This is a genomic window from Candidatus Symbiopectobacterium sp. 'North America' (assembly GCF_015762685.1).
GTDB lineage: Bacteria > Pseudomonadota > Gammaproteobacteria > Enterobacterales > Enterobacteriaceae > Symbiopectobacterium.
Genome location: NZ_PEHF01000041.1, coordinates 1 through 12087, shown reverse-complemented (window position 1 = coordinate 12087; position 12087 = coordinate 1). Strand labels below are relative to the sequence as shown.

Annotated in this window: 7 protein-coding genes and 5 pseudogenes; 1 reads left to right on the top strand and 11 read right to left on the bottom strand. The window is 50.6% G+C overall.

All coding sequences use genetic code 11. The features are described from left to right. Positions 1 to 101: 101 nt before the first annotated feature. The 5 genes and pseudogenes from tmaR to CS369_RS09445 form a co-directional block, all read right to left on the bottom strand. Positions 102 to 443, bottom strand: a complete 342-nt coding sequence (tmaR, locus tag CS369_RS09465; protein ID WP_196906878.1) for a PTS system regulator TmaR — start codon at positions 441 to 443, stop codon at positions 102 to 104. 151 nt (positions 444 to 594) lie between these two features. Then, positions 595 to 1353, bottom strand: a complete 759-nt coding sequence (locus CS369_RS09460; protein ID WP_196906877.1) for an ABC transporter ATP-binding protein — start codon at positions 1351 to 1353, stop codon at positions 595 to 597. Beyond that, a pseudogene (locus tag CS369_RS09455) lies at positions 1350 to 2353 on the bottom strand (iron chelate uptake ABC transporter family permease subunit). The gene CS369_RS09460 and the pseudogene CS369_RS09455 overlap by 4 nt, the downstream one beginning before the upstream one ends. Then, a pseudogene (locus CS369_RS09450) lies at positions 2343 to 3311 on the bottom strand (ABC transporter permease). The pseudogenes CS369_RS09455 and CS369_RS09450 overlap by 11 nt, the downstream one beginning before the upstream one ends. 12 nt (positions 3312 to 3323) lie before the next feature. Then, a complete protein-coding gene (locus CS369_RS09445) occupies positions 3324 to 4265 on the bottom strand; it encodes a siderophore ABC transporter substrate-binding protein (RefSeq protein ID WP_196906914.1) in 942 nt (313 codons plus the stop codon). Positions 4266 to 4498: 233 nt separating this feature from the next. On the opposite strand from CS369_RS09445, the gene sbcB reads away from it, so the two are divergent. Next, positions 4499 to 5926: an exodeoxyribonuclease I gene (gene sbcB, locus CS369_RS09440; RefSeq protein WP_196906913.1), complete on the top strand. Its 1428-nt coding sequence runs from the start codon at positions 4499 to 4501 to the stop codon at positions 5924 to 5926. An 84-nt stretch (positions 5927 to 6010) separates the two neighbouring features. On the opposite strand, the pseudogene CS369_RS09435 reads toward sbcB, so the two are convergent. The 6 genes and pseudogenes from CS369_RS09435 to CS369_RS09415 all read right to left on the bottom strand — a co-directional run. Next, positions 6011 to 7375: pseudogene (locus tag CS369_RS09435) on the bottom strand (APC family permease). Between the two features lie 347 nt (positions 7376 to 7722). Further along, positions 7723 to 8127: a flagellar brake protein gene (locus CS369_RS23465; RefSeq protein ID WP_280514761.1), complete on the bottom strand. Its 405-nt coding sequence runs from the start codon at positions 8125 to 8127 to the stop codon at positions 7723 to 7725. Positions 8128 to 8136: 9 nt separating this feature from the next. Next, entirely contained in the window at positions 8137 to 8469 is a 333-nt protein-coding gene (locus CS369_RS23460; RefSeq protein ID WP_244664916.1) for a flagellar brake protein, read from the bottom strand. Between the two features lie 206 nt (positions 8470 to 8675). Continuing rightward, a pseudogene (locus CS369_RS09425) lies at positions 8676 to 10040 on the bottom strand (2-hydroxycarboxylate transporter family protein). A 799-nt stretch (positions 10041 to 10839) separates the two neighbouring features. Beyond that, positions 10840 to 11397: pseudogene (locus tag CS369_RS09420) on the bottom strand (recombinase family protein). 404 nt (positions 11398 to 11801) lie between these two features. Further along, positions 11802 to 12087 (bottom strand): hypothetical protein (locus tag CS369_RS09415; protein ID WP_196906876.1); only part of this gene is annotated, 286 nt, incomplete at its 5' end.

Genomic DNA, 12087 nt, shown 5'->3' with positions numbered 1-12087 from the left:
TTGTCAGCGGGCCAATGGTAATGCGCGAAGCATCATGCGGGAACCCAAAACGCAGCAATAAAAAAGGCCGTACAGGCGGCCTGATGAAAAAGGGTGTACGCTTACGCCTCTTTGCCCGGCACCGCGCACTTCATTTCGCCCATCTCTTTCAGTTTTTTCGAGAGATTGCGACGCTCTTTCGACAGATCGGCATTCTTGATGATGTATTCATCCACGCGATCTTCATAGTCACCGCGCATGGTGGCAATAATGCCCTGTACATCTTCAATACTCATGCCCGGTTTCAGGTATTCGCTCAGGTTATCCAGCAGCAGCACGCGCTTCTGGTTATCACGGATTTTCTTCTCGTTATCGACAATTTCACGTTGCAATTTGTTCTTGCGACGGAAAATTCGCACAAACTCGAGCACATCCTGGAAACAGGGCTTGGTCGCCTTATCCATTGTTATCCCCCACGTGGATCAGTTAACTTTGAGATCAACGGTGTGTTGACCGTCACTCCGCTCACGATACAGGGGAGTGACTATGCTCGACAAGTCGGTTTTTCAGTTACGCCGCCTGCCGCCCCTTCAAAGAGGTAAATCGGTGACAATATCAACGATAATAGACGGCAATACGTTGATTGCGTACCTGTTCAATCTCCACCCGGGTATCAAAAATGGATTCCAGCACCGAGGAAACCATCACTTCTTCCGGATTGCCGTTGTAAACAATTTGCCCTTTGCGCATCGCAATAATGTAATCCGAGTAGGCAGACGCAAAATTGATATCATGAATGACCAATACGATGGTTTTTCCCAGCTCATCCGCTGCGCGACGAATCTGTTTCATCATCGCTACCGCGTGTTTCATATCAAGATTGTTCAACGGCTCATCCAGCAGCACGTATTCGGTATCCTGGCACAATACCATCGCCACATAAGCGCGCTGGCGCTGACCGCCGGACAGTTCGTCCAGGAAACGATCTTTAAACTCGGTGAGATTGAGGAAAGCCAGTGCATCGGCAATGCAAATGCGATCGTCCGCATTTAACCTCCCTTTGGTATAGGGATAGCGCCCAAAACCAACCAATTCTTCAACGGTGAGGCGACTGGTAAAACGGTTTTCCTGACGCAACACCGAGAGGCAGGTCGCCATCTGCTCACCGGGCGTGGTGGCAATATCCATCCCATTGACGGTAACGCGACCGCTGTCCGCCACCAGTAAGCGGCTTATGACCGATAATAGGGTAGATTTCCCTGCCCCGTTAGGCCCAATGATTGACGTTACGCCACCCCGAGATATGGTGGCGGTAATGTCATTCAGCACCACTTGATCGTAATAGGCCTTGGTTAGATGCTCGATCTCAATCACACGGCAACCTTTTTCAATAGCAACAAGATAAACAGTGTCCCACCGATGAATTCAATCACCACGGACAACGCTCCCGCCATGTTCAGCAGGTGCTCCAGGATCAGTTGCCCGCCGACCAGGGATATCACCCCAAGCAGAAATACCGTGGGAAACAAAATGCGATGCTGGCTGGAGCCAGCCACCAGATAAGCCAGATTGGCCAGCATAAAGCCCAGAAAAGTGAGCGGGCCGACCAGCGCAGTAGAAACCGCCACCAGTACCGACACCAGCTGCAGAATCAGGGTGACGCTGCGGTTGAAGTTGATGCCCAGATTCACCGCGCTGTTACGTCCCAACGCCAGCACATCCAGCTCGAAACGCCGCTGCCAGATAACGATGGCAACCATCACTACGATCAGCGCGGTCAACGCGATCAGCTCCGGCACTGCACGGGTAAAGGTGGCAAACATGCGTCCTTGCAATACGGCAAACTCCGTGGGCGTCAGTAGACGCTGCATCAGGCTCGAAACGCTACGAAACAGCGTGCCGCAGATAATGCCGACCAGCAGCACCAGATGCAGGTTGTCGCGCCGCCCCAGAAACAGCCAGCGATAAAGCACCGCAGAAAACATCACCAGCAGTAGCGCTTCACACAAAAATTTGCCGCTGACACACACTCAGGGAATGCCCTTTGCCCCAAACAAAAAGATGATCAGCGTTTGAATCAGCACAAACAGGTTTTCGAAACCCATAATGGAGGGCGTGAAGATGCGGTTGTTAGTCACCGTTTGAAACAGCAGCGTGGAGCTGCTGGCGGAAAATGCCACCAGCAGCATGGTGGCTAACGTCAGGCCACGATGCACCAGAATGTACTGCAAATTGCTGCCGAGCTTGATGGTCTAAAAATAACGATCGTCGTCAGCGCCAACGCGCCGAGTAACCACAAGCGTTTCGCGGGCGTAGCGATAAAGGCCATCAATCCGCTATCGCTGCGGGATAGTTTTACCTCGTTAACTGACATGGCGTTTTTGACTCAACAACAGGATAAGGAACACCGCCGCACCAATGACGCCCAGAATGACACTCACTGGGATCTCAAACGGATAACGAATCACCCGCCCAATCACGTCGCACAGCAACACCAATCCCCCGCCGAGCAGGCACACCCAGGGAATGGTTTTACGCACATTGTCACCAAGCAGCATACTGATCAGGTTAGGCACGATCAGACCGAGAAAAGGCAGCGTACCGACCACCACCATCACCACCCCGCTGATGATGGCAATAATTGCCAGCCCGAGCAGCATCACTTGTCGATAGTTGAGAGCGACGTTGACGGAAAACTAGCGCCCCATGCCCGCAACAGTGAAGCGATCTGCCGTCCAGCATGCAATCAGCGTAAGAATACCCACCAGCCACAGCAGTTCGTAACGTCCGCGCAGCACGCCGGAGAAATCGCCTGACTCCCAGCCGCTCAGCGACTGCAACAGGTCAAAATGCATCGCAGCGAAGGTGGTTATCGCGCCGATCACCGCGCCCAGCATAATACCTACCAGCGGCACCACCAGCGCCGATTTCAGCACGATGCGCCGCAACAGCAGCATAAACAGCACAGTGCCAGCCATGGCAAACAGACTGGCAACAGTCATTTTCACCAGCAGCGAGGCGGAGGGCATTAACACCATCACCACCAACAACCCCAGGCTGACGGACTGTGTGGTCCCCGCCAGCGATGGCTCGACAAAGCGATTCTGCGTCAACAACTGCATGATCAAACCCGCCACGCTCATGGCACTGCCCGCCAGCAGCAGCGCCAGCGTGCGCGGAACACGGCTGATCAAGAAGATATCGCGCATAATCGGATCGCGCCACACGGCATCCAGAGTCACCTGACCGGCACCGACGAACAGACTGGCAACGATCATCCCCGCCAACAGGATAAATACAGCCGACAAATAGACAGGTTTCGTGGCAAACATCGTGCTGTCAAATCACTTCTTGTCTAACGCTTTATTGACGTCATCAATCAGACGCGAATAGCTCTGCAAGCCACCCGCGATGTAGAGTGACGCGGAATCAAGATACATCACATGCTGGTTCTGCCACGCTTTGGTTTTCGTCACCAGCGGGTTATCCAACACTTGCTGAGCAGGCAAACCACCGGTGGTGCCGATAGCACTGTCACGGTCTAACACAAACAGCCATTCAGGATTGATGCTCAGCAACAATTCAGCAGTAACCACGTTGCCATGGCGACCCGGATCGGGAAATTCAGTGGCCGTGGCGAACCCCAGTTCGTCAAACACAAAACCAAAGCGTGATTTCCGACCATAGGCAGAAATCTTGCCGCCATTGACCATCAGCACCATGGCCGTACCTGCCTGCCCCGCTTTTTCACAGCTTTGCGCGACGCGTTGTTTGAAATCGTCGATCTTGGCTTTGACTTCTTCCTGCTTGCCGAAAATCTCGCCCAGTTGCTCAATGCGATGGATAAAGCTCGGCATAAATTGCTGCTCATCAACATCCAGAGAAATGGTCGGCGCAATGCCGCTCAGTTTGTCATAGGCATCACGGGCGCGACCGCCGGCAATAATCAAGTCTGGTTTGGCGCTGCTCAGCGCTTCATAATTAGGTTCAAACAGGGTGCCTGCATTCAAGTATTCACTACCGGAGTACATGGCCAGAAAAGGAGGAAGATGCGCGCTGCTTTGCGGTACACCAGCTACCGAGATCTGCAATGCATCCAGCGTATCCAGAATGGCGGGATCAAACACGACAACTTTTTTCGGATGCAGCGGCGCCGTTGTTACCCCTTGGGCATGTTCAACGCTAATGGTTGAACTGGCGGTAGAGGACGTCTCTGACTGATCGCACCCTGCTACTACCAACAGAGAAGCTAACAGCGTCGTTTTAATCGCACTGGAAAACCGCATCATCGTCTCCTTGTTAATTGCCTTCCTACACTGCACTGCGTGTCAGAAGGAATTTAATTATCATTCGCATTAAAGTGCGAAATTGTAACGAATGATGGTGTGAATGCATAGGGATTCCTGCCCCTTAGGAATTGATGCACATCAGGAAACTCGCACAGAATCTCATTTCAATGGTATTCTTGAGCCTTATCCGGACGAACGGCACACCCAAGGACAGTCGAGCGACAGTGAATATGGTCGATACCACACAACCCACGTTTTTCATCCATGATTATGAGACCTTCGGTAAACACCCTGCCCGCGATCGCCCTGCGCAGTTTGCTGGTGTGCGTACCGATATGGACTTCAATATCATTGGTGAGCCTCTGGTGATCTACTGCCAGCCTACGGATGACTACCTGCCTGAACCGGAAGCGGTGCTCATCACTGGCATTACGCCGCAAATCGCGCAAGCCAAAGGGGTTTGCGAAGCGGAATTTGCGCGCCAGATTCATGCTGCTTTCAGCGTGCCGAACACCTGCATCATGGGTTACAACAATATTCGCTTCGACGATGAGGTGAGCCGCAACATTTTCTACCGCAATTTCTACGATCCCTATGCGTACAGTTGGCAGCACGGAAATTCTCGCTGGGATTTGCTGGATGCGCTGCGCGCCTGCTACGCCTTGCGCCCGGACGGTATCGAGTGGCCGTTGAATGATGATGGTTTGCCCAGTTTTCGTCTGGAGCACCTGACACAGGCCAATAGCGTAGCACATGAACACGCCCACGATGCCATGTCGGATGTGTATGCCACCATTGCCATGGCGAAGTTGTTTAAGCAAACTCAGCCGAAACTGTTTCAGTATCTGTTTGCGCTGCGCAATAAAAACAAGGTCAGCCAGCTTATCGATATTCCTCAAATGAAGCCGCTAGTGCATGTCAGCGGGATGTTTGGCGCGGCGCGCGGCAATACCAGTTGGGTGGTACCGCTGGCCTGGCACCCGGAAAATCGCAATGCGGTCATCCTGTGCGATCTGGCCGGAGATATCACCCCGCTGCTTGAGTTGGATGCTGATGCGCTCCGTGAACGGCTCTATACCCCGCGTGAGCGTCTGGCACCTGAGCAAAGCCCGGCCCCCGTCAAACTGGTGCATATCAATAAATGCCCGGTGCTGGCTCCCGCCAACACGCTGCGCCCAGAAGATGCTGCTCGATTGGGGATCGATCGCCAACGTTGTCTCGATAACCTGTCGGTGTTACGTCAACGCAGCGATCTTCGCGAAAAAGTGGTTGCGCTCTATGCCGATGCGCCGCCCTTCACGCCGGACAGTGACGTGGATATGCGGTTATATGATGGCTTTTTTGGCGATGCCGACCTGGCTGCCATGAACATTATTCAGCAAACGGCAGCAAAGAACCTGCCTGCATTGGATCTGTCATTTAATGACAATCGCATCGCGCACTTATTATTCCGTTATCGCGCCAGAAACTTTCCCGGCACATTGGATGACAGTGAGCAACAGCGTTGGTTACAGCACCGCAAAGCGGTATTCACGCCCGAGCGAATTCAAGACTATGTCTCACATTTGCAAGAGCTTTATGCTCAGCACGAAGACGACAAGCGTAAAGCCGAGTTACTAAAAGCCCTGTTTGTCTATACACAGACCTTGGTCGGCTGATTTTTTTACGGTGTTAAAGACAAAAAAGCCGGTTCACATCGTGAACCGGCTCAAGGTCGAACAGTGCTGTTACCCGCTATATCCTCACAGCAGTTCTTCGCTGCACTGCGGTACCGGCTCACGGAAAGTACGAGTCACAAACGCCAGGTAGATCAGGCTAATAGATGCTCAGATCAGCCCCAACGTCATGGAGCTTTTCTCCAGATTGAGCCACAGCGCACCCACCGCCAATGCGCCTAACAGCGGCAACACCAGATAGTGAAAGGTGTCTTTCAGCGTGCGGTTACAGCCTTCACGCAGATAGAACTGCGAAATCACCGGCAGGTTAACAAAGGTAAATGCCACCAGCGCACCAAAGTTAATCAACGCCGTTGCCACTTCCAGATCGAATGAGACCGCAGAGAGCGCCACCACACCGACCAGCAATACGTTCAGCGACGGCGTGCGCCATTGCGGGTGGATATAGCCGAAGAAACGTTCTGGGAACACGCCATCACGTCCCATGACATACATCAGGCGAGACACTCCCGCATGCGCGGCCATACCGGAAGCCAGAACAGTAACACAGGAGAACTTCAGGATAATTGACTGGAAGAATTTCCCTGCCACATACAGCATGATTTCTGGCTGCGAAGACTCTGGCGAATCAAATCGGGCAACGTCTGGGAAATAGAGTTGCAGGAAATATGACACCACGATAAAGATCACACCGCCAATCAGTGCGGTCAGAAATATCGCTTTCGGGATCACGCGTCCGGCATCCGGGGTCTATTCCGACAATGAGCTAATACCGTCAAAGTCCAGGAAAGAGAAGCACAGTATGGTCGCGCCAGTAATCATCGGCACAACGTGCGCATTCTCGGGCCAGAACGGTCGCGTGCTCACCAGCGTACCTGCTCCTTCACCTTGAGAGACACCGTGAATCAGCAGGCCCAGGAACACCGCCATGATCGCCACCTGCACCACAACGATAATCGAGTTCAGGTTGGCAACAATGTTGATACCGCGCAGGTTGAACATCGTCATCAATGCGACCAACCCTGCCACGAAAATCCAGGCCGGTACCCTGGGGAAAATCGCTTCCAGATAGGTTCTCGCCAGCAGAATGTTGATCATCGGCATAAACAGATAATCGAGCAACGAAGACCAGCCAACCATAAAGCCGACGTGCGGGCTGATCGCCTTTTGCGCGTAAGTGTAGGCTGAGCCTGCGGAAGGAAAACGGCGCACCAGTTTGCCGTAGCTGACAGCAGTAAACAGGATACCAATCAGTGCAAAGCCATAGGCGGTGGCGACATGACCATCCGTCAAATTGGTCACGATGCCGAAAGTATCATAAATGGTCATTGGCTGCATGTACGCCAGCCCCATCATGACCACCTGCCACAGCGTCAGGGTTTTTCTTAACTGAGCACGTTGCGAAGCCGGAGCGGCACTGTTAACAGACATGATAAGCCTCTCCTATTCCCACAACAGACAACGCTGGACCGACAAACGCCGGTGCCCTATTGAGAAATTGCCCCATTTTCCTTTCCTCATCGTGGCCGTTTGGCACACAGAATACTGATTATCTATCCGGATCGATGTCCGGCCTCTTGGTTGAAAATACAAATGTTGCGTCATGTATTGATGCAAAAAATAACCGACGCTAGTAAAGCGTCGGTTATTTACAGGGCGCGTATAATTCCCTAATCGGGGTATTCTGACAAGCTATAGTGTTATTCTTAATGACATTAGGTGGTATTCTCGCCGACCTAAATGTAAAAAAATATTATTCTACCGAGCACCGTCCGGAATCAATCCTCAAAACGATTTCTTTTTTGGATTTGCAAGCGTTCCAATTCATAAATCACCTGCTGCAAATCGCGCTCCTGGGAGGCCGAAAGCGCCGGGAATTTAAAGTTCAGTCGCTTCATTACTTTCACTTCGCCTTTGCTGTCAACGACCTTACTGTCAGCCTGCCCCACCAGTTGCATATCGACGCAAAAGAAGCCGTATTCATCCAGATCCATCTCGACATTTTCCAGAATGTCGCCCGGAGACATCACATCGCTCATGTCACGTTCGGTAAACAGCCCTAAACCACCGAGGGAAATATCTTTGATTTCAAACTGAAACTCCGTCTTATCCACCAGCTTACCGCGACACAGCAGCGGTGGCCACACTGACGTAGTAATACGAAAATAGTTTCTGCGCTGTATGTAGAAGAGTTACGGCGGTACCTGGACCGTGAACGCCTGTAAACCTTGAAAATTAACAGTGCGGGCAATACTGGATTTGAATTCTACTTTTGCGCCCGCCGGCTCAGCCACGAAAGCAAGATCGCCCGCGTACAACGCGAGACTGTTTTCAGTTTCCACACCACCGAGGTCGAAAACAAAGAGGTTATCGTCTGGCAATACATCCAGAATCTTGCTGATAAATTGCCCGCGAGCATGATTGACCATCACAGTAATATCATTTTTTTGCAAGTCGCGTAACGTCGCGCAGATAGCCAGTTTATTGCGCTTAACAAACTGTTCTTTGGAATTCTGTTCCACCACACCTATCCCCATCATGAGATGAATGGTCTATGCACATCGGCAGCCAATCGCATGAAAAAAACATCACATCAGTATCGGCAACGGATTATTAAACTTTAGCTCAGCCGTAGCGACCCTATCATTGCATAGCGTGCGGGACATGATGCTGAACCTCTTAACGTTACGGTGTGGAGAGGCCTGGCGTCAAGCCAATACGCATCAGGCACTCAGACCAACATGGTATTCAGCAACACAAGCGCCAATGACACACTCAAAGCACCGCCAACGCGGGTAGCAACTTGTGCGAAAGGCATTAATGCCATCCGCTCTCCCGCACTCAAAATGGCGACATCCCCCGTTCCTCCCTGCCCACTCTGACAACAAGAAATAATGGCAACATCGATAGGATGCATGCCGATCTTTTTGCCCACCAGAAGCCAGTCATCACCAATGACAGCACGGTGGAAACAATCACCAGCAGATTCGCTAATGTCAGGGCCTCTTCCAACGCTTGCCAGGATGTCATCGCAACCCCTACCGCAAACAGAATCGGGTAGGTCACCGCCGTCTGAAAGAATTTATACACCACCTGCGAGCCTGCCAGCAGTGAGGGTGAAATCCCGTTTATCAGTTTCAGCGCGATCGCCAGAAACAGCATACCAACCGGAGCGGGCAACCCGCAGACGCGGTATATTTCCACCCCCACCATCTAGAGCAGCATGGCGAGTAGCGCTCCCGCAGCGATAGACGCTAACTCGGGCTTCGCGCTGCCCGCACCGAGCTGCACAGACAAGGCGGGCGTACTGTTGCTGAGGTTCATGTTGTCAGACATCAACGCCCCCTCTCCGGTCAGATGTGGAAAGCGCTTGCCGAGTTGATTCAATATTCCCGCCAGGATAATGGCGGTGAGACTCCCCAGCATCACGATGGGCAACAGATGACCCAGTGCTTCGGCCTGATCCTGATTCAGCAGCAGCGCGTAGCCAATTGAAAGCTGAATCGCCCCTTCGCCAATCCCCCCCACCATAATGGGTAACACTAAAAAGAAAAACAGATGAAACGGATCCATCCCCAGAGCGATGCCCACCGCCATCCCCGTTAGCATGCCAACCACTTCACCGCATAACATGGGAATAAAGATGCGTAAGAATCCTTGAACCAAGGTATTGCGGTTCATGCTGAGCGTACTGCCCACAATGATGCAGCATATGTAGAGATATAGAATATTGCTGTCGTGATAAAAGGTACTGACCGATGCCACCACCGCCTGTGGTAACAGCCCGTAATAAACAAGAGCAGAGGGAATAAAAGTGGCGCAAATGGCAGCAGCCTACCAGCGGTAAACGACGACCAAATTCGCCACAGGCGAACCCGAAAAATGCCAAGGTCACAACCATCACGACAATATCACTTGATAAGGTATCGTTGACGCAATTCAGGACTACCAATCCACCAGCCAGAATAAAAAGCGGTAGCGGGATCACACCAACTTTATAATCGTGCCAGATAAGCTGCCATTTATTTTTCAGTAAATCGGGTCGATTATCCTTATCAGCCCGCCTGACAGAATGAATATCATCTTTCATGTTCACCGCCATTGAATTATTGCTATCTACAAAAATAGAATGCGGTGACATCGCCTGTAGAATGCAGTGGAACGTGACGGATAATAACCTGTCGACGATCAAACAATCACCGCTATGGGTTTCCTGATCTTCTTGGGCACGATGAGAGGGAAATAAAAATAGTAGCACTGCAGTCAATAACGCTGCCTTTTGATCATGGCATTTGGCGTATTGGCTCTTCGCGACAGGTAAACACTATATTAATTCTGATGATTTTCTTTCAAAAAACGCAGATATAAATACCGAACAATGCTTTTTTATTAACTACCGCAGCAGCGCGCTGCGATTATTTTCATCGGCCGATTAACGCAGTCATGGTGAACGCATCGCCCCAGTCAGCAGGGATAGTGTCGATGATAACGTGCGGCTAACCTCTCTCTGTGCGTTAGTTTATGCATTTGCACAGCAAAATATGGGCACCCGCTGGAAATATCAATCCTTATCACAGATTCATCACCTGCTCAGGCTACACGCTAAATTCGCACCCTGCCGCCACCGATAACTTAACAAATGACAATAAAAGACCTGCCACACCGGTCAATCAACACCGTCACGCAAGGGACATCTCCATGGGGTTATTCAATAACGCAGTGAAAAACATTAAAATTTCGCACAAGCTCTATTTAGGCTTCGGCGTGGTATTGCTGTTAGTGGTGTTGGCTTCTTCGCTTAGCGCCATGTGATGCGCCGCGCGATAATTGCGGCACATCCTGCGCGATAAATGAAATCCCCATACTGTTACGAATTCTGAAAACAAATTACAAAATTACGTGCCACAGACCGAAAAATGCTTATAGATAGTAGAAACGCCGACATCATAAATTAGCGCTAGCTGCTGTCTGCTGTGGCCTGCATTCAGTAACCGTTTAATCATCTCTTTATCCTCAGATGTAAACACCTGCGGTCTACCACTGATTCGTCCTTTTTCCCTTGCAGCAGCCAGTCCAGCTAACGTCCTCTCAACAATGAGTTCTCGCTCCATTTCTGCAAGGGCAGACATTACGTGAAAAAAAAACCGCCCCATTGCAGTTCCTGTATCAATGCTGTCTGTTAGAGAACGAAAATGTACACCACGCTCATGCAATTCAGATATCAGCGTAACCAGATTTTTAACGCTTCTGACAAGCCGATCCAATTTCCAAACAACAAGAGTATCTCACTTTACCATACATTTTAAGGTGCGTCTAAGCCCTGGTCGGTTAGCGATTCGCCCACTCATCTTATCTTCAAAAATTTGTTCACATTCTGCGCCAATCAATGCATTCCGCTGCAAATCGCTGTTTTGGTCATTTGTTGACACCCTCATATAACCCAATTTTGTCATTTGTATCACGCTCTCCTTCGTCACAAAGAGGGTGATTCTTACAAATGAGCCACAGCATGGCACTACCGAAAACCTCGGTTTAGTAGAAATCGTAGAGACGGGGTCTGGGACTGGGTACTACTGGCGTAAATTTGCTGATGGCAAAATAGAACTCTTTGCCCGTTTTGCGATAACATACGGGGCCAGACCTGATATTGTCTTCCCTGTAGCGTTTACCTCTACCCCATTCATCGTCATAAAAGAGAATGGCTCAACAGAATCAGCGTTTGTAATCCGAATGCAGAATCTATCAAAAACAGGGTTTAGTCTTTTCTGGAATAACTTTGGGGGAGGTGGCTCAGGAGCATCGATTGATGTGTGTTATCACGAAATGGGATAAGCCTATGGCCCTTACGAGCCATAGATTAAACTAATATGGCATGATAATTGACACTCATTTTATTGTTCACCCCCGTATTGGCCTGCCAGACATCCCAAGTGATAGAAAAACCGGCATTGGTAATTGCCCCCGCTCTACACACATATGCATTTGCACCAAGATAATCACCACTCAGCGAATGAGAAAAATAAATAATATTTGCTAACTTAACAGGGAAAACAACATCTTTACGTTCACCGATTAAGAGACTAACACGGGCAAAAATCTCAGCCCTCCCATCTGCAAACTTTCGCCAGTAATACCCTGTGCCT

Excerpts from the sequence above, each read along its gene's own strand:
- tmaR (WP_196906878.1), bottom strand. The coding sequence starts at position 443 with ATGGATAAGGCGACCAAGCCCTGTTTCCAGGATGTGCTCGAGTTTGTG.
- CS369_RS09445 (WP_196906914.1), bottom strand. The coding sequence starts at position 4,265 with ATGCGGTTTTCCAGTGCGATTAAAACGACGCTGTTAGCTTCTCTGTTG.
- sbcB (WP_196906913.1), top strand. The coding sequence starts at position 4,499 with ATGGTCGATACCACACAACCCACGTTTTTCATCCATGATTATGAGACC.